This window comes from Pigmentiphaga litoralis, from assembly GCF_013408655.1.
GTDB classification, from domain to species: Bacteria; Pseudomonadota; Gammaproteobacteria; order Burkholderiales; family Burkholderiaceae_B; genus Pigmentiphaga; species Pigmentiphaga litoralis_A.
The window spans coordinates 4,197,960-4,220,492 of record NZ_JACCBP010000001.1 but is presented as its reverse complement, the minus strand read 5'-3'; the positions used below and the strand labels follow the sequence as shown (position 1 = coordinate 4,220,492).

The 22,533-nt window shown below is 63.9% G+C and carries 25 protein-coding genes; 12 read left to right on the top strand and 13 right to left on the bottom strand.

Annotated features, from left to right (window positions below; all coding sequences use genetic code 11):
- Positions 1-8 precede the first annotated feature (8 nt).
- From mdtI to HD883_RS19220, 3 genes are all read right to left on the bottom strand, one after another.
- Entirely contained in the window at positions 9-341 is a 333-nt protein-coding gene (gene mdtI / locus HD883_RS19230; protein WP_179582486.1) for a multidrug/spermidine efflux SMR transporter subunit MdtI, read from the bottom strand.
- Positions 334-738 carry an SMR family transporter gene (locus HD883_RS19225; RefSeq protein ID WP_179582488.1) on the bottom strand — a complete coding sequence of 135 codons (405 nt, stop codon included), beginning with the start codon at positions 736-738 and terminating at the stop codon, positions 334-336. Before HD883_RS19225 ends, mdtI begins: the two co-directional genes overlap by 8 nt.
- 174 nt (positions 739-912) lie before the next feature.
- Positions 913-1,059 carry a hypothetical protein gene (locus tag HD883_RS19220; protein WP_179582490.1) on the bottom strand — a complete coding sequence of 49 codons (147 nt, stop codon included), beginning with the start codon at positions 1,057-1,059 and terminating at the stop codon, positions 913-915.
- A gap of 439 nt (positions 1,060-1,498) precedes the next feature.
- Between HD883_RS19220 and HD883_RS19215 the strand changes: the two genes are divergently transcribed.
- Positions 1,499-2,398, top strand: a complete 900-nt coding sequence (locus tag HD883_RS19215; RefSeq protein ID WP_179582492.1) for a LysR family transcriptional regulator — start codon at positions 1,499-1,501, stop codon at positions 2,396-2,398.
- Between the two features lies 1 nt (position 2,399).
- Here HD883_RS19215 and HD883_RS19210 read toward each other — a convergent pair whose 3' ends face one another.
- Entirely contained in the window at positions 2,400-3,158 is a 759-nt protein-coding gene (locus HD883_RS19210) for a hypothetical protein (RefSeq protein ID WP_179582494.1), read from the bottom strand.
- Between the two features lie 194 nt (positions 3,159-3,352).
- On the opposite strand from HD883_RS19210, the gene HD883_RS19205 reads away from it, so the two are divergent.
- The 10 genes from HD883_RS19205 to HD883_RS19160 all read left to right on the top strand — a co-directional run bounded on the left by HD883_RS19205 (position 3,353) and on the right by HD883_RS19160 (position 13,306).
- Positions 3,353-4,684, top strand: a complete 1,332-nt coding sequence (locus HD883_RS19205) for a GntR family transcriptional regulator (RefSeq protein WP_179582496.1) — start codon at positions 3,353-3,355, stop codon at positions 4,682-4,684.
- A 451-nt stretch (positions 4,685-5,135) separates the two neighbouring features.
- The gene (locus tag HD883_RS19200) at positions 5,136-5,996 is read left to right on the top strand and encodes a branched-chain amino acid ABC transporter permease (RefSeq protein ID WP_179582498.1); all 861 of its coding nucleotides are present in this window, start codon (positions 5,136-5,138) and stop codon (positions 5,994-5,996) included.
- Positions 5,993-6,949, top strand: coding sequence for a branched-chain amino acid ABC transporter permease (locus HD883_RS19195; protein ID WP_179582503.1), 957 nt, complete (start codon positions 5,993-5,995; stop codon positions 6,947-6,949). The genes HD883_RS19200 and HD883_RS19195 overlap by 4 nt, the downstream gene beginning before the upstream one ends.
- Positions 6,950-6,959: 10 nt before the next feature.
- Positions 6,960-7,772, top strand: coding sequence for an ABC transporter ATP-binding protein (locus HD883_RS19190; protein WP_179582508.1), 813 nt, complete (start codon positions 6,960-6,962; stop codon positions 7,770-7,772).
- Entirely contained in the window at positions 7,765-8,505 is a 741-nt protein-coding gene (locus HD883_RS19185; RefSeq protein ID WP_179582510.1) for an ABC transporter ATP-binding protein, read from the top strand. The genes HD883_RS19190 and HD883_RS19185 overlap by 8 nt, the downstream gene beginning before the upstream one ends.
- A gap of 20 nt (positions 8,506-8,525) precedes the next feature.
- Entirely contained in the window at positions 8,526-9,704 is a 1,179-nt protein-coding gene (locus HD883_RS19180) for an ABC transporter substrate-binding protein (RefSeq protein ID WP_179582512.1), read from the top strand.
- Positions 9,705-9,716: 12 nt separating this feature from the next.
- Positions 9,717-11,216 (top strand): amidase, encoded by a 1,500-nt coding sequence (locus HD883_RS19175; RefSeq protein ID WP_179582514.1) that lies wholly within the window; start codon positions 9,717-9,719, stop codon positions 11,214-11,216.
- A 10-nt stretch (positions 11,217-11,226) separates the two neighbouring features.
- Entirely contained in the window at positions 11,227-11,631 is a 405-nt protein-coding gene (locus tag HD883_RS19170) for a RidA family protein (protein ID WP_179582516.1), read from the top strand.
- 120 nt (positions 11,632-11,751) lie between these two features.
- Positions 11,752-12,270, top strand: coding sequence for a 3-hydroxyanthranilate 3,4-dioxygenase (locus HD883_RS19165; protein ID WP_179582518.1), 519 nt, complete (start codon positions 11,752-11,754; stop codon positions 12,268-12,270).
- Between the two features lie 133 nt (positions 12,271-12,403).
- The gene (locus HD883_RS19160) at positions 12,404-13,306 is read left to right on the top strand and encodes an MBL fold metallo-hydrolase (protein ID WP_179582520.1); all 903 of its coding nucleotides are present in this window, start codon (positions 12,404-12,406) and stop codon (positions 13,304-13,306) included.
- Positions 13,307-13,445: 139 nt separating this feature from the next.
- Here HD883_RS19160 and HD883_RS19155 read toward each other — a convergent pair whose 3' ends face one another.
- The 9 genes from HD883_RS19155 to HD883_RS27770 form a co-directional block, all read right to left on the bottom strand.
- Entirely contained in the window at positions 13,446-13,865 is a 420-nt protein-coding gene (locus tag HD883_RS19155) for a F0F1 ATP synthase subunit epsilon (protein WP_179582522.1), read from the bottom strand.
- A 32-nt stretch (positions 13,866-13,897) separates the two neighbouring features.
- Positions 13,898-15,319, bottom strand: coding sequence for a F0F1 ATP synthase subunit beta (gene atpD, locus HD883_RS19150; RefSeq protein ID WP_179582524.1), 1,422 nt, complete (start codon positions 15,317-15,319; stop codon positions 13,898-13,900).
- 42 nt (positions 15,320-15,361) lie between these two features.
- Entirely contained in the window at positions 15,362-16,240 is an 879-nt protein-coding gene (atpG, locus tag HD883_RS19145) for a F0F1 ATP synthase subunit gamma (protein ID WP_179582526.1), read from the bottom strand.
- Between the two features lie 56 nt (positions 16,241-16,296).
- Positions 16,297-17,838: a F0F1 ATP synthase subunit alpha gene (gene atpA / locus HD883_RS19140; RefSeq protein WP_179582528.1), complete on the bottom strand. Its 1,542-nt coding sequence runs from the start codon at positions 17,836-17,838 to the stop codon at positions 16,297-16,299.
- 54 nt (positions 17,839-17,892) lie between these two features.
- Positions 17,893-18,432: a F0F1 ATP synthase subunit delta gene (locus tag HD883_RS19135; RefSeq protein WP_179582530.1), complete on the bottom strand. Its 540-nt coding sequence runs from the start codon at positions 18,430-18,432 to the stop codon at positions 17,893-17,895.
- 86 nt (positions 18,433-18,518) lie between these two features.
- The gene (locus HD883_RS19130) at positions 18,519-18,989 is read right to left on the bottom strand and encodes a F0F1 ATP synthase subunit B (protein WP_179588451.1); all 471 of its coding nucleotides are present in this window, start codon (positions 18,987-18,989) and stop codon (positions 18,519-18,521) included.
- Between the two features lie 86 nt (positions 18,990-19,075).
- Positions 19,076-19,318 (bottom strand): F0F1 ATP synthase subunit C, encoded by a 243-nt coding sequence (atpE, locus tag HD883_RS19125; protein ID WP_124692009.1) that lies wholly within the window; start codon positions 19,316-19,318, stop codon positions 19,076-19,078.
- Positions 19,319-19,431: 113 nt separating this feature from the next.
- Positions 19,432-20,298: a F0F1 ATP synthase subunit A gene (gene atpB, locus HD883_RS19120; RefSeq protein WP_179582532.1), complete on the bottom strand. Its 867-nt coding sequence runs from the start codon at positions 20,296-20,298 to the stop codon at positions 19,432-19,434.
- A gap of 121 nt (positions 20,299-20,419) precedes the next feature.
- Entirely contained in the window at positions 20,420-21,133 is a 714-nt protein-coding gene (locus tag HD883_RS27770; RefSeq protein WP_257022311.1) for an ATP synthase subunit I, read from the bottom strand.
- Positions 21,134-21,492: 359 nt separating this feature from the next.
- Between HD883_RS27770 and HD883_RS19110 the strand changes: the two genes are divergently transcribed.
- Positions 21,493-22,449: a LysR family transcriptional regulator gene (locus tag HD883_RS19110; RefSeq protein ID WP_179582534.1), complete on the top strand. Its 957-nt coding sequence runs from the start codon at positions 21,493-21,495 to the stop codon at positions 22,447-22,449.
- Positions 22,450-22,533 lie beyond the last annotated feature (84 nt).

Below are 22,533 nucleotides of genomic sequence, written 5' to 3'. Positions count from 1 at the left end.
TCTTGCCCTCAGGCGAACTTCATCATCAGCAGGCCGCCAACCAGCAGGGCAATGCCCGCCCAGCCGGCCAGCTGGATCCGCTGCCCGAACATCCACCACCCTACCAGCGCGGTCGCCAGGATGCCGAGGCCGCCCCAGGTGGCGTAGGCCAGGGTGAGCGAGATGCCTTCCAGCGACAGATACAGGCAGCTGAACGCCGCCAGCACCAGCCCGATGGACAGCACGCCATAGGCGCGCCGTTTGAAGCCTTCGGACAGCTTCAGGAAAATGTTGGCCGTGACTTCAAACACCACGGCGCACAGCAGCATGGCGCCGTGGAACCAGGTGTAGGTCTCAAGCATGGCTGGGGCTCCAGCCCGGCAGCGCGATGGCCGCGGCCCCTTTGGCCGTGTCGTCGGCCTGCGCAGCGGCACGATCCCCGGCAATGCCGCGCTTGAGCAGCACGATGCCGCCCAGCACCGCGGCAATACCCACCGCTTTGCCGGGGCTCAGGCTTTCGTTGAACAGCAGCAGGCTGATGAGCGCGATCGACACGATGCCGACGCCTTCCCAGATGGCATACGCCACCCCCATGGGAACGCGTTCAACGGCAAGCGACAGCGCGTAATAGGACAGGGCCAGCAATACGAACATGCCGAGCAGGCCGCCGGGGTGGCCACTGGTGCTGCCCCATTTCATGAGGCTGGTGCCGGTGACTTCCGCCGCGATGGCGATGAAAAGAAAAAACCAATGACGCATGACGAACTCTCTTTCTAATTATGGGCAGTGCGGCCCGACCCGCAGGTCGGGCGAAGGAACTGCAGCCGCGCCAGAGGCGATGCCTGACAGGCGCGACGTGGACGCCGGCACGTTGTGCACGTGCGGGCGGTAACGCCGGACGGTGTGTCCGGCCTTTGCGGTTTTGTCGGATTGTTACCCGTTCAGCAACAATATTCCGGCCATGGCGGCGTACGGCAAGAGTACGATCGCCGCCGCGCAGACACACTGGCGCAGGGTCGGTTTGAAGGCGGCAACGGAGGTGGATGCAGCGTGCATCACTGGGCTGTTGGCGGTGGTCATGAGGAGTCTCCCGAGAGCACGACAGGCGCGACAAGGCGGCGCACAGGCATGCGGGACGTGGTTCTTCGAACAGGTGTCGTCGTACGGAACCAGGGCGTGCGACATCGAAGCGGGCCCGCCTGCAAGCAGACGGCTACCCTCCGATGCAAGGCACTAACGCTCGGGGGACGGCAGCAATGACGGCAGTGGATGCAGGGCCAGGCGGATACGGATAGGACGGCCATTGCGGGCGTCGGCACCAGCCAACCCGACGACGGATGTCGTCAGTGAAGATCCGGCAAAAGCCGGCACTGTCTTGGCAGGGCGCCTTGCGCTCGCGCCGCAACTCAGCGGGCTGAACATGGGGTCGCTCCTTAATTGAGGACGCAGTAATCGATGCAAGAAGTATACGTAGCCATTGCTTGCATGCGGCGACGGCATTGTTTGTTAAATTTGAACAATGGATAAACTGACTCCGATCCGTGCGTTTCTTGCGGTCGCCGACGCCGGCAGCTTTACCGGCGCCGCCCGCAAGATGGGCGTCTCGCGCTCGGCCGTCACCGGCCACGTGCAGGAACTTGAACAGCATCTGGGCGTGCGTCTGCTGAACCGGACCACACGCCGGGTTTCGCTCACCCGCGAGGGCGAACGGTATGCCGAACGCGCCGGCCTGCTGCTGCAAGGGCTTGCCACGCTGGACGCCGAAATCCAGACCCGCAGCGGCCGCACCGAAGGCCACCTGCATGTCGAAATGTCGGAATCCGTCGCCAACGCCCGCGTGCTGCCGCGCCTGCCTGAATTCGTGCGCGCCTACCCCGACGTGTCGCTGCGCATCTCGCTCAATGAAGGCGCCGTGGACCCCAGTGTGTCGGGCGCCGACATCGGGCTGCGGGTGGGCCTGCTGCGGGATTCGCCCCTGCGCTTCAAGCTGCTGGGCCGGGGCAACTACATCATGGCCGCCAGCCCGTCCTACCTGGCGATGGTTGACGCGCCGCGTCATCCGAACGAGCTGCGCCGCCACCGGCTGATCGACTTCTGGGACGCCGAATCAGGCCGGCCCTTTGACTGGCAACTGGTCAAAGGCAAGCAGACCGTGACGTTCGCGGCCAAGGGCGACCTGACCGTCGACAATGCCCGCGCGGGCCTGACCTGCGCGCTGGCCGGCCTGGGCGTGTACGAAGACCTGGACTTTCTGCTGGCCCAGCCGCTGGCCGAAAAGCGCCTGGTGCAAGTGCTGCCCGACTGGCGCCGCCCCGGCCCGCCGATTGCCGCACTGTTTACCGCGCAGCGGCCCACGCCCCCGCATGTCAAAGCCTTCGTCGACTTTCTGGCATCGGTGTTCGGTTCGTCGCGCAGCTAGCCTATCGGAACAGGTCCGCGCCGATCTCGTGCTTGCGCATCAGTTCCCAGAAGGCCCGCCGGTTCTTGTTGGCCGCCTTGGCCGCCTGCGAGATATTGCCCTGATGCAGCAACAGCAACTCGTTGATATATTGCCGCTCGAATTCGGTGACGATGCGTGCCTTGGCCGCGCGGAACGGTTCGCCAGCCGCGGGGGACAGCAGCGTCTGGACCATCTGATCTATCCTGTCGGCCGATAACCTTGCCCGGTCATAGGCCGAATCGTTCAGCACCGACACGGCCGGGCCCAAGAGACCTGAAGCCCCTGACGCACCCAAGGGACCCGAGGGACCCTGTGCCACGCGCTGCGCCAGGCGGATCTTGAGTTCTTCGGTGCATACCGGGTGCCGAAGGAAATCGACCATCCCCAGCGCGAGCAGGTCCTGCAGGCCAGCGGCTTTCAGGTCCCGCGAAATGCCGATCAAAGGCGTGTCGATCACTTCGCGCGCATTGGCCAGCGCCAGCCGGGTCCATGCCAGCGTGTCGAGTGCGATCGGCAGCAGGCACACGTCGTACCGTTTGAGTTGCAGGGCCGCCTTGCGCAACACGTCAGCCGACCATCCGGCATCCCGGGCGCGACCCGATGGCCATGCCGTGCCATCGAGCCCGAGCGGATGCAGCTTGAGCCGCCCGTTGGGCAGGGCGTCGGGGGCCAGCAACGGGTCCACCCAGTGTTTGTGCGCCGGCACCATCAGCACTGCGCAATCGATCGATGCTCTCATCGCGTTCTCCTGCCTGTCCAAAACCCCAGACTAGGCACGAACGAAACCCCTCTCAATCAGAGATGAGCACAAAGGGGCCGGCACGTAAGCGGCATTGGGATCGGACCCTTGCCGACGCGGCCTCTGGCGCGAAACGGCGCGATCTGTACTGGCGTTGCCGTGACTGTAGGGCCCGAACGGACATAACGCCAGCCATGGCGATGCAGACCATCGCACGCCACCCCTCGCGCGGCAAGCCCGGCCGGCGGGCGGCCTGCACGATCCGTACAGAGCGTGCAAAGGGCAGCGGCGAGGCCACCCGCTTTGCCGCGGTGAACAGCGCGGTCATCCAGCATCGCGCCCGCAGATTTCCTCTTCATTACGGATGGATGTTTTTGTCCATGGTGGCAAGCCCCTGGACGCCGCCATCCGCCAGCAGAATCTCCACAATATCCCCCATGACCGCCGCCCTGCGCCTTGCCGCCCGACTCCTGACCGACCTGCACGCACGCCAGGCCGAACCTGGCCTGCCCTTGCGCGCCCAGCAACTGGCCGACCAATGGGGCGTCTCGCGTTCGCCCGTCAACGCGGCGCTGGCAGTGCTGCACGCGCGGGGCCTGATCCTGCACGCGCCCGGCAAGGGCTATACGGCGGGACCGCTGTTCTCGCAAGACGCCGCACGGGCGTGGCGTTCCGGCTTCGAGGGTGGCTGTGACGGGGACGGTGACGCGGACGGTAACGGTGACAATGACGCTGCCCCCGACCGGCCCAGCCGACACGCCGCCGACCACGACCGTCCCGGCGGACGACTTGCCGGCATCGCATCCGCCCCCGACGCTCACCTTTGCGCCCTGCTCGATCGGCTGGACCCCTCGGGCGCCAGCACGCCGCCGTCCTTGACCGATCTGTGCCACGCGATCGCCGACGACCGGCGGGCCGGCCTGTTGCCCGACACCGTCAGCGAAGCCCAGCTCCAGTCCCGCTATCAGCTGACCCGTGGCGGCCTGGCCATCCTGCTCGGCCAGCTGGCGCACGACGGCTGGGTCGATCGCCACGCCGGGCAAGGCTGGACCTTTTCACCGCTGCTGACCTCGCCAGACGCGCTGCTGCAGGCCAGCCGCAGCCGGATGGTGCTCGAGATCGCGGCGTTGAAGGAACCCGGCTATGGCCTGGCACCCGACGCACTGGCCCGATGCCGCGAGGCAGAACGGCGCATCGAGGGGACGTCGGCCGCCGACCTGCACGCCCGTGGCGTCCGTTTCCATCAGACCCTTGCCGCCGGGTCCCACAACCGCTTCCTGATCGATGCCTTGAACCGCATCCATCGTTTGCGCACCGCCCTGCCCCACGCCGCCATCCAGGACCCGGCACGCGTCCGTGAACAGGCCGCCGACCACCTGGCCATCGTCGACGCCCTTGCCCGCGGCCGGACCCGGCATGCCGTCACCCTTCTGCGGCGCCATCTGCGCACCGCGCACGACGATCTCGAACAGGCCCTGGCGCTGAACCGCCTCCGGCACCAACATGACGCGGTCGGACAGCAATGAGGCCCACGCCGCCTTCATCGCGCGCAACGCCGTCTTCGACCACGCCAGTCATCTCCCCTGTCGGCCAGTCATATCCTCTGCCCGCCAGCCATGCCCCCTGTCGACCAGCCATGTCCCCCGCCCGCCAGCCATGCCCCCTGCCCGCCAGACATCTCCCGTCCTGCCATCCACACGCCGCTGGACAGCCACCATGCTGCGGCGCAAAACTGTTGACAGGGTTCCGGGCTCTCGGCAGACTACGATCGATTATTCGGCATAAAGTCGATTTTCCGACGCGTGCCGTCGTTGCTGTCGTCCCGCCAACGTACCAAACGACCCACGCTCTGCGGCGCGGGTCGTATACGAAATACCGTCTGTGGCGGGCATCTGGGAGAGTGGGTGTGGGGGTGAGTGCTAGCGTCTGCCGGCTGTGTCACGTCGTCTCGAAACCGCCGGTGTCAGCGAGTCCTGCATGGGCATCGTGATCTTTGATGGGCTTGCCTACGGCATGCTGCTGTTCCTGATCGGCGTAGGGCTGTCGATCACCCTGGGGCTGATGAATTTCGTCAACCTGGCCCACGGCGCGTTCGCCATGGTCGGCGGCTATGCCGCCAGCCTGGCCATGACGCACTGGCAGGTCCCCTTCCTGGCCAGCCTAGCCCTCGCCTTTGTCGCCGCCGCCCTGGCCGGCGCAATCCTCGAATGGGTGTTCTTCCGCCGGCTGTACCGGGCGCACCCGCTGGATCATGTACTGCTGTCCATCGGCATCGTCTTTGTCGCGGTGGCCGGCGCGACCTACCTGTTCGGCCCGGGCATGCAACCCTTTCGTCCGCCGGTGTGGATGCAGGGCCAAGTGACGCTGCTGGGGCTGGAAGTGGGCGCCTATCGCCTGTTTTTGATCGGCGTCGGCATCGCCATCCTGTTGCTGTTGATGCTGCTGCTGGAAAAGACCCGCTACGGCGCCATGGTCCGCGCCGCCGTCGACAATCAGCGCGTGGCCAAGGCGCTGGGCGTGCGGGTCGAACGACTGTTCTTCCTGACCTTTGCCTTCGGTTGCGGGCTGGCCGGACTGGGCGGCGCGCTGGGGCTGGGCATCCTGGGGCTGGAGCCGACCTTCGCGCTCAAGTACATGGTCTATTTCCTGATCGTGGTCTGTGTCGGCGGGGCGGGCACCCTGCTGGGCCCCTTTGTGGCGGCCGTGCTGGTGGGCATCGTCGATGTGGCCGGCAAGTACTACTACCCCGAAGCCGGCGCCTTCCTGATCTATGTCGTGATGGTGCTGGTGCTGCTGGTCCGCCCGCGCGGCCTGATTCCCAAACGAGGCCAGGCATGATCGCCCTTACCCGCCGCACCGTCACCGGCCTGGAAATCGTCTTCTGGCTTGCCCTGGCCGCCAGTTATGTCCTGTTTCCCGGCAAGCTCGTCCTGATTACACAGATCCTGATCGCCGGCCTGTTCGCGGTCGGGCTGGACATCGCACTCGGGTATGCCGGCATCCTGACCGTCGGACACGCAGCTTTCTTCGGCATCGGGGCCTATGGCGCCGGCCTGCTCGCCAGACATGGCTGGGGCGAACCGTTCTCGGGTCTGCTGCTGGCCGCCGTCGTCTGCCTGGCCATCGGCTATCTGCTCAGCTACCTGATCGTGCGCGGCGCCGACCTGACCCGGCTCATGATCACCATTGGCGTGTGCGTGCTGTTCGGTGAACTGGCCAATCGGCTCAGCGACATCACAGGCGGCGCGGATGGCCTACAAGGCATCGAGATGTGGCCCGTGTTCGGCCAGTTCCGCTTCGACATGGCTGGCAAGACCGGCTTTGTCTATGCCTTCTGCATCGTGCTGCTGGTCTTCCTGGGCGTGCGCCTGATGCTGCGGTCGCCGTTCGGCATGGTGCTTCGAGGCATCCACGACAACCGCCGCCGCATGCTCGCCATCGGTTCACCGGTCGATGCCCGGCTGCGCCTGGCCTATGCGTTTTCGGCTGCCATCGCAGGCATTGCCGGCGCCCTGCTTGCGCAAACCACTCAGTTCGTCGGCCTGGAAATGCTGAGCTTCAACCGGTCGGCCGAAGTCCTGATCATCCTCGTGCTGGGCGGCACCGGCCGCCTGTATGGCGGGCTGATCGGCGCCTTGCTCTACATGACCGTGCACGATCTGTTTTCGGACTTCGATCCCAAGTTCTGGATGTTCTGGCTGGGTATCTTCCTGATTGCCGTGGTCATGCTGGGCCGCGGCGGCGTGCTCGGCGGGCTGTCGCGCGTGGTCGCCATCAAGGATGAACGATGAAGGACAGCCGATGAGCACCCCCACGCTGCGCACCGATCGTCTCACCAAGAAGTTCGGCGCCTTTACCGCCGTCAACGGCGTGACGCTGACCGTGCCCCCCGGCAGCCGCCATGCCCTGATCGGCCCCAACGGGGCGGGCAAGACCACGCTGATCAACCTGTTGACCGGGGTGATCGCATCGACCAGCGGCAGCATTCATCTGAATGACGACGACATCACCCGCATGCCGGCCGACCGCCGCGTGCACCGGGGCGTGGTCCGCACCTTCCAGATCAACACCCTGTTTCCGAGACTGACGCCCCATGACGCCACGGCACTGGCCATTGCCGAGCGTGAAGGCGTGGGCCGGGTGTTCTGGCGCAGCTTTGCCGGCAGCACCGCGATCCATGACGAAGCCGATGCCTTGCTGACGCAGTTCGGGCTGGGCGCGCATGCCCGCACCGTCACGTCGCAACTGGCCTACGGACGGCAACGGCTGCTGGAGATCGTGCTGGCCCTGGCGGCCAGGCCCAGCATCCTGTTGCTGGACGAGCCGGCCGCAGGCATTCCCGAAGATGAAAGCGGTGAGGTGTTCGAGGCCATCGCCGCCTTGCCGGCATCCATGACGGTGCTGTTCATCGAACACGACATGGACCTGGTGTTCCGCTTTGCGAGGCGGATCTCGGTGCTGGTCGCGGGCGCCGTGATCGCCGATGGCACGCCTGACGAGATCGCGAGCAATGCGGACGTGCGGCGCGCTTACCTGGGCAGTACGGCGGTGGGCAGTACGCCCGTGGGCAACCCGGCAGTAGGCAGCACGGCCACCGGAGCCGCCCATGTCTGACTTCCTGCACGTCGACGGCCTGACCGCCGGCTATGGCCAGGCGGTGGTGCTCAACGACCTGACGCTGTCGGTCAACCGGGGCGAAACGCTCGCGATTCTGGGCCGCAACGGCGTGGGCAAGACCACCCTGCTTGAAACGCTGATGGGCAACACCGCCGTCAAACGCGGCGCCATCCGCTGGCTTGGCCAGGACATCACCCGCTGCAATCCCGCCGATCGCGCACGCCGCGGCATCGGCTGGGTCCCGCAGGAACGTGAAGTGTTCCCGTCGCTGACCGTGCAGGAAAACCTGCAGGTCGTGGCCCTGCCCGGCGCATGGAATGTGCCGCGGGTGTTCGAGCTGTTTCCGCGCCTGCTTGAACGCCGCGGCAATTACGGCGGGCAGCTGTCGGGCGGTGAACAGCAGATGCTGGCGATCGGCCGCGCGCTCATGACCAATCCGCAATTGCTGTTGCTGGACGAACCGATGGAAGGCCTGGCGCCCATCATTGTCGAAGAGCTGGCTGGCGCCATACGCGCCATGTGCCAGCGCGAGGGCCTGACCGCCATCGTGGTCGAACAGCATCCGGTGCTGGCCCTGTCGATGTCGCATCAGGCCATCGTCCTGGAACGCGGCAGCATCCGGTATCGCGGCAGCAGCGGCGACCTGTCGGCCAACCCGGCATTGCTGGGCGAACTGCTGGGCGTGGCGTCCCATCGCACTACCTCCCCTCAACCACCTGCAGCACACTGACAATCATGCGGAGCGACATCATGGGCATCATCATCAAGACGGGTCTGGGCAGTGGCATCATGGTCGCCGCCGCGATCGCGGGCCTGCCGGCCGCCCACGCACAGGACGTGGTCAAGGTCGGCCTGATCGCCGAAATGTCGGGCCCGTTTGCCGAGTTCGGCAAGCAGATGGAAGCCGGCATCAAGGTCTACCAGAAGCAGTACGGGGACACGGTGGCAGGCAAGAAAGTGGTGGTCGTCATCAAGGATGTGGGCGGCCCCAATCCTGAAGTCGCCAAACGCCATGCGCAGGAACTGGTGCTGCGCGAGAAGGTGCAGTTCCTGGCGGGCTTCGGCTTCAGCCCGAACGCCCTGGCCGTCGCGCCCGTGGCCACCGAAGCCAAGACGCCCATGATCGTCATGAACGCGGCGGCGGCCGAACTGACGGCACGCTCGCCCTACATGGTGCGGGTGTCGTTCTCGTTCCCGAACATCGTTCCGCCGATCGCGCGCTGGGCCGTGGACCAGGGCTACAAGACGGCCTACACCGTCGTGGCCGACTATTCGCCCGGCCATGATGTCGAAAAATCCTTTGCGGCCGCCTACAAGGCAGCGGGCGGCGAACTGGTCGGCTCGGTGCGCACGCCGATCACCACGCTGGACTTCTCGCCCTACATGCAGAAGATCAAGGACGTGAAGCCAGCCGCCGTCTTTACCTACGTCAACGCCGGTGACGTGGCGCCCGCCTTCATGCGCGAATTCCGCAACCGCAAGCTGTCTGACGTGGGCTCGGTGCTCATCGGCACCGGCGACATTACCGACGAAGCCGCGATCGATTCGATGGGCGACGATGCGCTCGGCGTGGTCACCGGCTATCCGTATTCGATGGACCACGACTCGCCCGAAAACAAAAAGTACGTGCAGGACTTCAAGGCCTTGCGCGGCGCCGCGGCGCGGCCCACCATCATGTCGGTGTCCGCCTATGACGGCATGGCCGCCATCTATGAAGCGCTGCGCAAGACCGGCGGCAAGGGCGACGGCGATGCGATGCTGGCGGCGCTCAAGGGCCTGAAACTGACCAGCCCGCGTGGCCCGATCCAGATCGATGCCGGCAACCGCGACGTCGTTCAACGCGTGTACATGCGCAAGGTCCAGAAGGTCGACGGCCGCCTCGCCAACGTGGAATTCGCCACCATCGAACCCAAGGCCGATACGAAGTAAGGAGGTCGCACGATGCCTTCCAACGGACTGCACCGCTTGAGCATCGCGCAGTTGCGCGAGGCCTATGCCGCCGGGACGACGACGCCGGTCGACGTGGTCGAGTCGCTGTTCGATGCCATTGGTTCCGACCCGGTCAATGCCTTTTGCGTGCTCGACAAGCCCGCCGCTCGCGCCATGGCCGAGGCATCGGCGGAACGCTTCCGGCAGGGCGCTTCCTTGAGTCCGCTCGATGGCATCCCCGTGTCGATCAAGGACCTGATCGACGTGGCGGGCTACCCCACGCGGCGCGGATCGACGGCCACGTCGGATGCCCCCGCGGCGGCCGATGCGCCCTCGGTGCGGCGCCTGCGCGAAGGCGGCGCGCTGCTCTTCGGCAAGACCACCACGTCGGAATTCGGCTGGGCCGCCAATTCGGAGTCCACGGCCACCGGCGTCACGATGCACCCGACGCTGCTCGGCAAATCGCCCGGCGGATCCAGCTGCGGCGCGGCCGCGCAGATCGGCCGCCAATGGGGCCCGCTGGCGCTGGGCAGCGACGCGGGCGGATCGATCCGCATCCCGGCGTCGTTCTGCGGCCTGGTCGGATTCAAGCCCACTTTTGGCGCGATCCCGCTCGGCCCGCAAAGTGCGTTTGCCGAATTCGCGCACCTGACGCCGTTGACGCGATCCGTCGAAGACTGCCGCATCGCCATGGAAGTGCTGAGCGTTGCGGATCCGCTGGACCCGCATTCGATGTATCCCCGGGCAAGGACAGGCCAGGAAGGCAGAGGATCGTCGGCTGCAGGCAGCACCGGCCCGATGCGATCTGCCGCTGCCGCCCTATCAAACGGAATGCCTGCGGGATCGTCGGCACCGTCGGGCGGCACTGCGGCCGTCTCAGCTTCTGCCGCCGCCCTCGGCTATTGCATCGACATCGGCCCCGACGCGGGCCTGGACCCCGCCATCGCCGCTGCTGTCGAAGCGCAGGTGGAATCGCTGCGCGCCCAAGGCTATCGCGTCGATGCCTTCCGCTTCGACTGGGCCGCGCTGGCCATCGACTTCTGGAACGTGTGGCTCAGCCGCATCCACGAATCCTTCGTGACCCTGGCGGTGCACACCCGCGCGCAATTCGATCCGCGCCTGCAAGCCTGCTTCGATGCCGGGGCCTCGCTATCCGCCGATACCTTGGTGCGCAGCCGCGTCCGCCTGCGGGAAGCGTCCGCCGAACTGGCCCGCGTGTTCTCGCGCATCGACCTGCTGCTGACCCCGGCGGCATCCAGCGGCGCATTCGATATCGGCAAGCTGTGCGCCGACAGTCATCCCAAGGCGGCTGATATCGCGCGCACCCACAACTGGCTGCTGGGCAGCCCGTACGCCTTCCCCTTCAACCTGACCCAGCAGCCCGCGCTGGCCCTGCCACTGGGCAGCACGGCCCACGGCCTGCCCTTCGGCCTGCAGATCGTGGGCCGCAAATTCCATGACGACCAGGTGCTCGCCTTCGGGGCGCAGCTCGAGTCGTCACACGCTTCCTAGGAGACGCCGCATGCCCAAGATTCTTGTCCAGTCCGCGCAGGCCCCGGTCACCGGGTTCACCGATGCCAGCAAACCTTCGCCGCTCGCCCAGGCCATTCGCGCGGGCGACTTCCTGTACGTGTCGGGCCAGGGCCCGCTCGATCCGGCCACGCGTGAAGTCGTGTCCGACGACATTGTTGAGCAGACCCGACGTACGCTGACGAATCTGGTGGCGGTGCTCGATGCTGGCGGCGCCACGCTGGCGCAGGTCGTCAACATGCGGGTCTGCCTGCGCGACACCACCGACTTCCCCGCCTTCAACGAAGCCTTCCGCGACTTCATGAATGGCGAAAAAGTGACCCGCACCTGCATCGGCGGCACGCCGCATCGCAAGGGGGTCAAGGTCGAGATCGACTGCGTGGCCTATCTTGGCTGACTCCCGCTTCAACGCGACGCCGACGCCGCACGCTGTCGTCATGTCCTGTCATGACATCGCCCGATGACGACCCACGTCGGCATCCTTCGATGCCATCCGCTCCCCACCTAGGAGACCACCATGTTCCAGATGCCCATCGTCGACCTTCTGAAGGAAGGCGAAAAACTCAGTGCCACCGGCAAACGCGTCAGCGTGCTGTGGCAGGCCCCCGAATCGCTCGTGTTCGTCGCCCGTGGCCGCGAGTACCGCAGCGAATTTCACATTAATCCCAGCGACGAAATGATGTACATGATCAAGGGAGAGATGAACCTGCACTACCGCACCGCCGACGGCAAGGAAGAGATTGCCGTGCTGAAAGAAGGCGCCGTGATCTACACCCCCGCCGGCATCCCGCACTCGCCCCGCTTCCCGCCCGATGCCTACCTGCTGGTGCAGGAACGCGCGCGGCAGAAGGGCGAGATCGATCGCTTCCAGTGGTTCTGCCAGAAGTGCGATCACCCGCTGCACGAAGAAAGCTTTACGGTCGCCGACTACAACGCCGATCCGGTATCCAAGGCCTACCGCAATTTCTTCGAGAGCGAAGAATTCCGCACCTGCAAGGCCTGCGGCACCGTCATGCCCGCGCCTGAATCGACCTGACGCGGGGGGCGGCATGACGTCCCGTCCGGACCTCCGCCATGGGGAGCGTGGGGTGCAGGGGGTGCATCGGGTGAATGGGGTGCATGGTGGGCATGGTGGGCATGGTGGGCATGGGGGCCATGGTGGCCACGGGGTGCCCGGCGAGCCCCCCTCCCGCCCACGGGTCATCCAGCTGGGCGCCGCGCGCATCACCCGGGTCGAGGACTTCCTTGGCCTGGGCTTTCCGCCCGCCGCCATGTTCCCTGCCATTACGCCCGAGCATCTGTCCGCCGAGATGGCCTGGCTCGCCCCCGGCTACTACGACCCGGTGGCGAATCAGCTGCGCACCAGCATCCATAGCTGGCTGGTCCGCACCGACCGCCACACCATCCTGGTGGACAGCTGCATCGGCAACCACAAGACCCGGCCCAGCATCGACCGCTTCCACCAGCGCAACGAACCCTGGCTGGACCGCCTGAACGCCGCGGGCGCCGCGCCCGAAGACATCGACTTCGTCATGTGCACGCACCTGCACGCAGACCACGTCGGCTGGAACACGCGGCTCGACGCCAGCGGCCGCTGGGTGCCGACCTTTCCGAATGCGCGCTACCTGTTTTCGCGGAAGGAACTGGCCCGGTGGGACCCCCGCATCCACGGTCATGTCCCGCGGCCGATCAACGACAACGTGTTCGACGACAGCATCCTGCCGGTGCTCGAAGCCGGCCTGGTGCAGGAAGTGGACGATGGATTCGATCTCGACAACCTGATGCGCGTCGAGGCCGCGTATGGCCACACGCCGGGCCACGTCACCATTCGGCTGAAGTCGGGTGCGGAGGAAGGCGTCTTCTCGGGCGACGTGATCCATCACCCGATCCAGGTGCCCCATCCGACCTTATGTTCGGTATTCGATGAAGACCCGGCGCTGGCGCTGCAGGTCCGGCTGGCCGTCCTGCAAGACTGCGCGGCACGCGACGCGTGGTTGTTCCCGGCGCATTTTCCGGAACCGCACTGCTGCAAGATTGGTGAACACGGCGGAAGATTCAGCCTGCGCTGGTAGCGCCTTCCAGGCGAAAAAAAACGGCCGTCCCAAAGTGTCTCCACCCCGGTACGACCGTTCTTTCTTCCGCGCCGCCGACTGTGGACCACCAGCCGCACGACGCGGACCCGTCACCTACGACGGGGATGCACCACGCAGATCAGTTGCGATTGCCACGCAGCTTGCGGATCGCCGCCAGCTGAGCTGCCAGCATGGCCAGCTCGGCTTCGACCACAGCAATCTCGGCCTTGTCCTTGGCGTTGCGCAGGGCTTCTTCCGCCTGGGCACGCGCCTTGGTCGCTTTCGCTTCGTCCAGCTCGCCGCTGCGGATCGCCGTGTCGGCAAGCACCGTCACGACACCCGGCTGAATCTCGAGCAGGCCGCCAGCCACGAAGATGTCTTCTTCGGTGCCATCGGTGCGCGAGATCCGCACGGTACCCGGACGGATGCGCGAGATCAGCGGCGTGTGGCCGGGCAGAATCCCGAGCTCGCCTGCTTCACCGGGCAGCGAGACAAACTTCGCCTCGCCCGAGAAGATCGAGGCTTCCGCACTGACCACGTCAACATGTAAAGTTGCCATAAGATCCCTTCAGAGAGGTGCCGAAAAAATCCTTATTGGATCTTCTTGGCTTTCTCGAACGCTTCGTCGATCGTGCCGACCATGTAGAACGCCTGTTCGGGCAGTGCATCGCACTCGCCGTCGACGATCATCTTGAAACCACGGATGGTTTCCTTCAGTGGCACGTACTTGCCAGGTGCGCCGGTAAACACTTCGGCCACGTGGAAAGGCTGCGACAGGAAACGCTGGATCTTCCGCGCGCGGGACACAGCCTGCTTGTCTTCCGGCGACAGCTCATCCATACCCAGAATCGCGATAATGTCGCGCAATTCCTTGTAGCGCTGCAGCGTCGACTGCACGCCACGGGCCACGTTGTAGTGCTCTTCGCCCACGACTTGCGGGTCGAGCTGACGGCTGGTGGAGTCGAGCGGGTCGACGGCCGGGTAGATACCCAGCGCGGCGATGTCACGCGACAGCACGACGGTCGAATCCAAGTGCTGGAAGGTCGTGGCAGGCGACGGGTCGGTCAAGTCATCCGCAGGGACGTACACGGCCTGGATCGACGTGATCGAGCCGGTCTTGGTCGACGTGATGCGCTCTTGCAGCTTGCCCATTTCTTCAGCCAGCGTTGGCTGATAGCCCACGGCGGAAGGCATACGGCCCAGCAGTGCCGACACTTCGGTACCGGCCAGCGTGTAGCGGTAGATGTTGTCGACAAAGAACAGGATGTCACGGCCTTCGTCACGGAACTTCTCGGCCATCGTCAGGCCCGACAGCGCGACGCGCAGACGGTTGCCCGGGGGCTCGTTCATCTGACCGAACACCATCGCCACCTTCGATTCCTGGATGTTCTCCAGGTTGATGACGCCGGCTTCTGCCATTTCGTGATAGAAGTCGTTGCCTTCGCGGGTACGTTCACCCACGCCGGCAAACACCGACAGACCCGCGTGCTGCTTGGCGATGTTGTTGATCAGCTCAAGCATGTTCACGGTCTTGCCCACGCCGGCGCCGCCGAACAGGCCGACCTTGCCGCCCTTTGCGAACGGGCAGACCAGGTCAATCACCTTGATGCCGGTTTCGAGCAGCTCCACCGACGGCGACAGATCGTCGAAAGCCGGTGCTTGCTGGTGAATGGCACGACGTTCGTCGGTCGCGATCGGACCGGCTTCGTCGATCGGACGGCCGAGGACGTCCATGATGCGGCCCAGCGTCGCGAGGCCGACCGGCACGGAGATCGGTGCGCCATTGGCGGCAACCGACATGCCACGACGGAGACCGTCGGACGAACCCATGGCGATCGTGCGAACGATACCGTCGCCGAGCTGTTGTTGCACTTCGAAGGTCAGGCCTTTTTCTGCAAACGACTGGCTGTCGTCGGCGAGGGTCAGGGCTTCATAGACCTTGGGCATGCTGTCGCGGGGGAACTGAATGTCCACCACGGCACCGATGCACTGAACGATGGTTCCGTTGCTCATATCGATTCCTCGATTGCTGTTTCCAGGAGTGTTCGCGTCGGCTTAAACGGCCGCCGCGCCACCCACGATTTCCGAAATTTCTTTGGTGATGGCTGCCTGACGGGTCTTGTTGTAGACCAGTTGCAGATCGCCGATCACCTTCTTGGCGTTGTCCGATGCAGCCTTCATTGCCACCATCCGCGCCGACTGCTCGGACGCCATGTTTTCGGCAACGGCCTGGAACACCAGGGCTTCGACGTAGCGCAGCAGGAGTTCATCGATGACCGACTGTGCGTCGGGTTCATAGATGTAGTCCCACGAGTAGGCCCGCTTTTCGGCCTCGCTCTGTTCGAAGCGGTCCGCCGACAAAGGCAGCAACTGCTCGACCACCGGTTCCTGCCGCATGGTGTTGATGAAGCGGTTGTACGCGATGTACACCACATCCACCTTGCCCTCGGCATACGCGTCGAGCTGCACCTTGATCGCGCCGATCAGGCGTTCCAGGTTGGGCGCATCGCCCAGCTGGACCACTTGCGACACGACATTGGCATTCACACGGGACAGCAGGTTCGCACCCTTGTTGCCGATGGCAGTGGTTTGCGGCTTGATGCCCTTGGCCTGGAACTCTTTCAAGCGTGCAAGCACCGCGCGCAGCACGTTGGTGTTCAACGCGCCGCACAGTCCCTTGTCGGTCGTGACGACGATCAGGCCAGCGGCCTTGATGTCATCGCGACGGGCAAGAAACGGGTGCTCGTAATCGGGGTTGGCCTGAGCCATGTGCGCAGCAATGTTGCGCACCTTGTCGGCGTATGGGCGAGCCGCACGCATCCGTTCCTGCGCCTTGCGCATTTTGGACGCGGCGACCATTTCCATCGCCTTCGTGATCTTGCGCGTGTTTTGCACGCTCTTGATCTTGGTACGGATTTCCTTGATTCCGGGCATGTGTCTTCCCCTGTCAGTGATTAGGGACGCAAGCTATGCGCCCCAAGAATCCCGCTTCAGAAGGCTCCGTTTTTCTTGAAATCCTTGACGGCGTCGTGCATCGCTGCGTCGTCGTCCTTGGAGATTTCCTTGGTGTCTTCAATGCGGCCCACCAGCGCGGCGTACTTCGACTTCAGGTAGTCCTTCAGGCCCTTTTCGAAGGCCAGGACGTCCTTGACTTCGACGTCGTCGATGTAGCCGTTGTTGGCGGCGAACAGCGAGACCGCCAGTTCCCAGACCTGCAGCGGCTGGTACTGGGGCTGCTTGAGCAGTTCCACCACGCGGCGGCCACGTTCCAGCTGGCGACGGGTCGAATCGTCCAGGTCGGAAGCGAACTGCGCGAACGCAGCCAGTTCACGGTACTGGGCCAGGTCGGTACGGATACCACCGGCCAGCTTCTTGATGACCTTGGTCTGCGCGGCGCCACCGACTCGCGACACCGAGATACCGGCGTTGATAGCGGGGCGGATACCGGCGTTGAACAGGTCCGATTCCAGGAAGATCTGGCCGTCGGTGATCGAGATCACGTTGGTCGGAACGAACGCGGACACGTCGCCGGCTTGCGTTTCGATGATCGGCAGGGCGGTCAGCGAACCGGTCTTGCCGGTCACGGCGCCCTTGGTGAACTTCTCGACGTAGTCTTCGTTCACACGAGCCGAACGTTCCAGCAGACGCGAGTGCAGGTAGAACACGTCGCCCGGGTAGGCTTCACGGCCTGGCGGACGGCGCAGCAGCAGCGAAATCTGGCGATACGCCCAGGCTTGCTTGGTCAGATCGTCATAAATGATCAGCGCGTCTTCGCCGCGGTCGCGGAAGTACTCGCCCATCGTGCAACCCGAGTATGCCGAGATGTACTGCATCGCGGCCGAGTCGGATGCCGTGGCGGCCACGACAATGGTGTATTCCAGCGCGCCGTGCTCTTCGAGCTTGCGGACCACGTTGTTGATCGTCGATGCCTTCTGGCCGATCGCGACGTACACGCAGGTGACGCCCTTGCCCTTCTGGCTGATGATCGTGTCGATGGCGACCGCGGTCTTGCCGGTCTGACGGTCACCAATGATCAGCTCGCGCTGACCACGGCCGACCGGCACCATGGCGTCGATAGCCTTGACGCCCGACTGCAGCGGCTGCGACACCGACTTACGTGCGATCACGCCCGGCGCGACCTTTTCGATCACGTCGGTCATCTTTGCGTTGACCGGACCCTTGCCGTCGATCGGCGCGCCCAGCGCGTTGACCACACGGCCCTTCAGTTCCGGACCAACCGGCACTTCCAGAATGCGGCCCGTCGTCTTGACGATGTCGCCTTCGGAGATGTGCGTGTATTCACCCAAAATCACAGCACCGACGGAATCGCGCTCGAGGTTGAGCGCCAGACCGAACGTGTTGTTCGGGAATTCGAGCATTTCGCCCTGCATCACGTCGGACAGGCCGTGGACGCGGGTAATACCATCGGTCACGGAAACGACCGTGCCCTGGGTGCGAATGTCAGTCGAATTGCTCAGGCCCTGGATACGGCTCTTGAGCAGTTCGCTGATCTCGGACGGGTTGAGTTGCATATTGACTCCTGGAATCCTTTCTCTCGGTGCGGTTCAGTTGAACGCAGCGACCGACTATGCGACTAGAGCGTCGCGCATACGATCAAGCTGCGCACGCACGGACGTATCGAGCACCTGATCACCCACTGCCACGCGCACACCGCCAATCAACGATGCATCGACGCTAACCACGGGTTTGATTTTCACGCCGAATTTCTTTTCCAGCCCGGCGACCAATTCGGCCACCTGAGCGTCGGCCAGCGGAAACGCGCTGACGATTTCAGCATCGGCTTCGCCCTGGTGGCGGTTCTTGAGCCACAGGAACTCGGATGCGATTTCCGGCAACAACAGCAGACGACCGTTCTCGACCAGCAACGCAAGGAAATTGCGCGCATCGATCGACAGGGGCGTCTTCAAGGTCGACGCAAACAATTCGACGCGTTGCGCGCTGTCGAATTGAGGATCGGCGACGGCGCTGCGCACGTCGGGGTGCGACGCGGCCTGCGCCATCTCGGCGACCAGTTCGGCCCAAGCGGTCAAGCCTGCGCTATCTGCACGGGCGACGCCGAACAGCGCTTCAGCGTAGGGCCGGGCGATGGTGGACAGTTCAGCCATGTTGGCTCTCGATGCCTGATACGGTTAGCGAGGTGATTCGCAAACGCGAGGCGCACGCCATGGCGTGCGTCCGCGCGGGTTCTTTTTTAAAGCTGCGCCTTGAGCCGGCCGAGCATCTCGGCATGCGTCTGGGCGTTCACTTCGCGCTTGAGGATTTCCTCGGCGCCTTTGATTGCCAGTGCGGCCACCGCATCGCGGAGGCTGTCGCGGGCACGTTGCGCTTCTTGCTGCGCATCCTGCTTCGCTTGCTCCAGGATCCGGGCGCGTTCGAGTTCAGCGTCCTTCCTGGCTTGTTCGATCAGTGCAGCAGCCTGCTTTTCAGCTTGAGCCAGACGAGTCTGGTTGTCAGCCTTGGCAGACGCTTCCACCTGACCTACGCGGGCCTGGGCCTGCGCGAGATCAGCCTTGCCTTTCTCAGCGGCGGCGAGGCCTTCCGCAATCTTCAACTGACGCTCTTCGATGGCTTTCATCAACGGCGGCCATACGAATTTCATCGTAAAGAGGGCCAGGACGAAAAACACCAGCGTCTGGAAGATCAGTGTCGCGTTCAGATTCACGGTATTTCCCTCTTCGGAAAAGAACATCATCCCTGGTGCAGGCAACTAGGCCTGGCACCACGGAGCGGTCATGTCGAAGTTGAGGCTTAGCCGACGAACGGGTTGGCGAACGCGAACAGCATGGCGATACCCACGCCGATCAGGAATGCCGCGTCGATCAGACCAGCCAACAGGAACAGCTTGGTTTGCAGCGGGTTCATCAGTTCAGGCTGACGAGCCGATGCTTCGATGTACTTGCCACCGACGATCGCGATACCCAAGCATGCGCCAATGGCACCCAGACCGATGATCAAACCGCAAGCGAGAGCGACGAAAGCGACGTTGGTCATGACAACTCCTTGATAATGAATCAGAGACCGAAAGATTAAAAAATAACGAAAGACAACACGAACTGCTTTACTGAATCAGCGAGGCCGGAACACGCACCCCGCCGACGATTCCTTTAGTGCCCTTCGTGAGCCTGGCCGACATACACCAGCGTCAGCATCATGAAGATAAAGGCTTGCAACAGCACGATCAGGATGTGGAAGATCGCCCAGACCGAACCTGCCAACAGATGGCCGACGCCCAGGACGACGCTTTGAGCGTTCCATCCGGCCCAGGCACCGCCCAGGAGTGCGATCAGCATGAAAATCAATTCGCCGGCAAACATGTTGCCGAACAACCGCATGCCCAGGGACACGGTCTTTGCTGCGTATTCGATGATGTTCAGCAGGAAGTTCGCCGGGGCCAGGATGACGGCGCCGATACCGTGCGCGTGGAACGGCGCGGTGAACAGCTCTTTCACGAACCCGCCCGGGGTCTTGATCTTCAGGCCGTAATACAGCATCAGCAGCAGCACGCCGAACGACATGCCGATGGTTGCGTTCAGGTCGGCGGTCGGGACGATGCGGTGGTAGTGAATGGCTTCACCCCAGCCCAGCGCGTTGATGATGTAGTGCGGCAGGTCGACCGGCAGCAAGTCCAGCGTGTTCATCAGGATGATCCAGAGGAACACGGTCAGGGCCAGCGGCGCGACGAAACGGCGCGACACTTCGTTGTGCACGATGTTCTTGGCCTGCTCGTCGACCATCTCGACCAGCATTTCGATGGCGGCCTGCATCTTGCCGGGCACGCCCGACGCGGCGCGGCGCGCACCCAGCCACATCACGAAGCAGGCAAGCACGCCCATCGAGATGGACCAGAACAAGGTGTCGTAATTGACGATGGAAAAGTCGGCAATGACGCTTTGTTTATGACCGGTGCTGTTCAAGTGTCCAAGGTGATGGACGATGTACTCGGATGCGGTCGGCGCTGCGGTGGAAGCCATGATGGGGTTTCGATCCTACGACCAGATTTACGAAAATACGGTGCTTGTCTTGAACCTGGCGGCAAATGCCAGGTCAGTACTGCATAGGGTGGTGCTGAATGGGGTGGTTCAACCCTGACGTTCAGGCGCCTTGTGGGTCTCTGCGTCCAAACGCCAGGGCAAGCCACTGGCTTTTCAGCGCGAAGATCAGACCCGCCAGAAACGCCGGCCAGACGAGCACTTCATGACCCACGCTGGCGGCCGCGACAATCAGCAGCCCCGCGAATGCGATCTTGAAGAACTCACCCAGGAAAAACGTTACGGGATTGGCCCCACCCGGCTTGTTAACACTCACGATAAGCCTGAATGCGAACAAGGCGTTGGGGATGGCATAGACCGCCGCGCCGATCAGGGCCGAAACCCCCGCGCTGGCGCCTGCGACCACCAGGGCGACCAGCGCCACGGCGATACTGACTGCCATCTGCACGGCAACGGCGTTGAACAGCCCCCGGATGGCCGCCTTTCGCTGCGCTGCGCGCTCCGATTCGGTAAACCGGACCGGTTCACTGGCGTCTGCCGCACGGTGTGATGCATCCGTGCCGCCCGGCGCCGTACTGTTTGCCGACTCTTCGTCTTTCCAGGATGGTGGCCAACGCGCATCCACTTCGTCCGGACCGAAATACCTGGGATTCCCCGTGGTGTTTCCTACCTGGGCGTCTTCCGCCCGGGTATGTTCTACCTCGGCGTCTTGCGCCCGGGTATCACCGATCCGGCCAGCGTTGCTTGATTTGCTCTGGTCCATCCTCGTCCTCACTTCCCCTGCCTTGTTGTCGACCTTGCGCAGACCGCTTTCCATCAACCCTGCTGCTCGGGGCCTGGGGATCTGTCCAGCCATCCGGCGCTTTTCAGCACGCTGTTAGCTGCAGTTCCGCACCAGACCGGCGCTAAAGTTGACTTCAATCGGTAACCGCAAGGCACCAGGCAAGGGCATTGTGAGTGCCCCCTATCCAACTACATTTACTTCGGCAAACCCAAAGAGTATAGCGGGAACTTGTTCAGCGATCAAACCAAGTTCTTAAAAGTCGTTGATAATCAACCAACTGCGTGGATCTTGTTGAGTAAGCCCCTCAATAACCACGCGGCTTGTGTGGCGTCCACCTGACAATCCGCTGAGTGGCCGACATGATGCCCTAAAGTTGTTCATCGGAGTTGATTGTGGAGTTCCGCCAGATCCAATACTTCATTTGTCTGTTCGAAGAAGGATCGGTCACCCGGGCCGCGCGACGCGTCCACGTGGTCCAGCCGGCGCTCAGCGTCCAGATCGCCAAGCTGGAAGAAGAACTGGGCCAGCCCCTCTTCACGCGCAGTCCGCGCGGGATGGAGCCCACCGACGCCGCCCACCGCATGTACCAGCTCTACCTGCCGCTGATGCGTGACTTTGCCCACGCCCGCGAACAGATGCTGTGCCGCGATGGCGAGATCACCGGCCAGGTCACCATCGGCATGATTACCTCGCTGGCAGAAGGGGTATTGTCCGAAACGCTCACGGAATTCGCCCGTACCTACCCGAAAGTGCGGGTCAGCGTCTCGAATGGGCGTTTGCTGGAGTGGGTGTCGACCGGGCAGATCGATGCGGCGATCGTGGATATGCCCCGCCAGCCGCTGACGTTGAATGTCGAAGCCATCGGCGATGAAGAGATGGTGCTGCTGGGTCCGCCGGATGGCACTCCGCCGTGGTCGCCGATTGCATTTGCCGACCTGGCTGCCCTGCCCCTGGTGACCACGACGCGCCAGCACGTATTGCGGCGGATCCTGGACGACTATGCCCAATCGCTCAAGCTGACGATTACCCCGGCGGTGGAAGTCGATTCCATGATCACGACCGTCAAGCTGATTGCCGCGACCGGCATGTACGCGGTTCTGCCGCGCAGCGCCGCCAGCAATCGGCTCGCGGATCGTGCAGTCCATGTGCGCCGTATTGTCGATCCGACACCGGTCAGGCAAATCGCCTGCGTCACCCATCCTCGCCGCCCGATCAACACCGCGACGTCCTTGTTCATCGAAATGCTGGCCGATCACATGAACGCGCGCCCGCTGGCCGGTGAATCGCCCCCGGATGACATGGGTAGTGACCCGGATATCATCGATCGCTATACCGCCGATCATAATTAATCATGGCCGGATAGTGCTCCGCGCAGCCATTGCAGCGGCCGAATCGACTTAGAATTTCCTGGACCGCTACATAGATAGCGCCAT

What these genes read in the sequence shown, in the direction of transcription:
- mdtI (WP_179582486.1), bottom strand. Translation starts at nt 341, where the DNA reads ATGCTTGAGACCTACACCTGGTTCCACGGCGCCATGCTGCTGTGCGCC.
- HD883_RS19225 (WP_179582488.1), bottom strand. Translation starts at nt 738, where the DNA reads ATGCGTCATTGGTTTTTTCTTTTCATCGCCATCGCGGCGGAAGTCACC.
- HD883_RS19220 (WP_179582490.1), bottom strand. Translation starts at nt 1,059, where the DNA reads ATGACCACCGCCAACAGCCCAGTGATGCACGCTGCATCCACCTCCGTT.
- HD883_RS19215 (WP_179582492.1), top strand. Translation starts at nt 1,499, where the DNA reads ATGGATAAACTGACTCCGATCCGTGCGTTTCTTGCGGTCGCCGACGCC.
- HD883_RS19210 (WP_179582494.1), bottom strand. Translation starts at nt 3,158, where the DNA reads ATGAGAGCATCGATCGATTGCGCAGTGCTGATGGTGCCGGCGCACAAA.
- HD883_RS19205 (WP_179582496.1), top strand. Translation starts at nt 3,353, where the DNA reads ATGGCGATGCAGACCATCGCACGCCACCCCTCGCGCGGCAAGCCCGGC.
- HD883_RS19200 (WP_179582498.1), top strand. Translation starts at nt 5,136, where the DNA reads ATGGGCATCGTGATCTTTGATGGGCTTGCCTACGGCATGCTGCTGTTC.
- HD883_RS19195 (WP_179582503.1), top strand. Translation starts at nt 5,993, where the DNA reads ATGATCGCCCTTACCCGCCGCACCGTCACCGGCCTGGAAATCGTCTTC.
- HD883_RS19190 (WP_179582508.1), top strand. Translation starts at nt 6,960, where the DNA reads ATGAGCACCCCCACGCTGCGCACCGATCGTCTCACCAAGAAGTTCGGC.
- HD883_RS19185 (WP_179582510.1), top strand. Translation starts at nt 7,765, where the DNA reads ATGTCTGACTTCCTGCACGTCGACGGCCTGACCGCCGGCTATGGCCAG.
- HD883_RS19180 (WP_179582512.1), top strand. Translation starts at nt 8,526, where the DNA reads ATGGGCATCATCATCAAGACGGGTCTGGGCAGTGGCATCATGGTCGCC.
- HD883_RS19175 (WP_179582514.1), top strand. Translation starts at nt 9,717, where the DNA reads ATGCCTTCCAACGGACTGCACCGCTTGAGCATCGCGCAGTTGCGCGAG.
- HD883_RS19170 (WP_179582516.1), top strand. Translation starts at nt 11,227, where the DNA reads ATGCCCAAGATTCTTGTCCAGTCCGCGCAGGCCCCGGTCACCGGGTTC.
- HD883_RS19165 (WP_179582518.1), top strand. Translation starts at nt 11,752, where the DNA reads ATGTTCCAGATGCCCATCGTCGACCTTCTGAAGGAAGGCGAAAAACTC.
- HD883_RS19155 (WP_179582522.1), bottom strand. Translation starts at nt 13,865, where the DNA reads ATGGCAACTTTACATGTTGACGTGGTCAGTGCGGAAGCCTCGATCTTC.
- atpD (WP_179582524.1), bottom strand. Translation starts at nt 15,319, where the DNA reads ATGAGCAACGGAACCATCGTTCAGTGCATCGGTGCCGTGGTGGACATT.
- atpG (WP_179582526.1), bottom strand. Translation starts at nt 16,240, where the DNA reads ATGCCCGGAATCAAGGAAATCCGTACCAAGATCAAGAGCGTGCAAAAC.
- atpA (WP_179582528.1), bottom strand. Translation starts at nt 17,838, where the DNA reads ATGCAACTCAACCCGTCCGAGATCAGCGAACTGCTCAAGAGCCGTATC.
- HD883_RS19135 (WP_179582530.1), bottom strand. Translation starts at nt 18,432, where the DNA reads ATGGCTGAACTGTCCACCATCGCCCGGCCCTACGCTGAAGCGCTGTTC.
- atpE (WP_124692009.1), bottom strand. Translation starts at nt 19,318, where the DNA reads ATGACCAACGTCGCTTTCGTCGCTCTCGCTTGCGGTTTGATCATCGGT.
- atpB (WP_179582532.1), bottom strand. Translation starts at nt 20,298, where the DNA reads ATGGCTTCCACCGCAGCGCCGACCGCATCCGAGTACATCGTCCATCAC.
- HD883_RS27770 (WP_257022311.1), bottom strand. Translation starts at nt 21,133, where the DNA reads ATGGAAAGCGGTCTGCGCAAGGTCGACAACAAGGCAGGGGAAGTGAGG.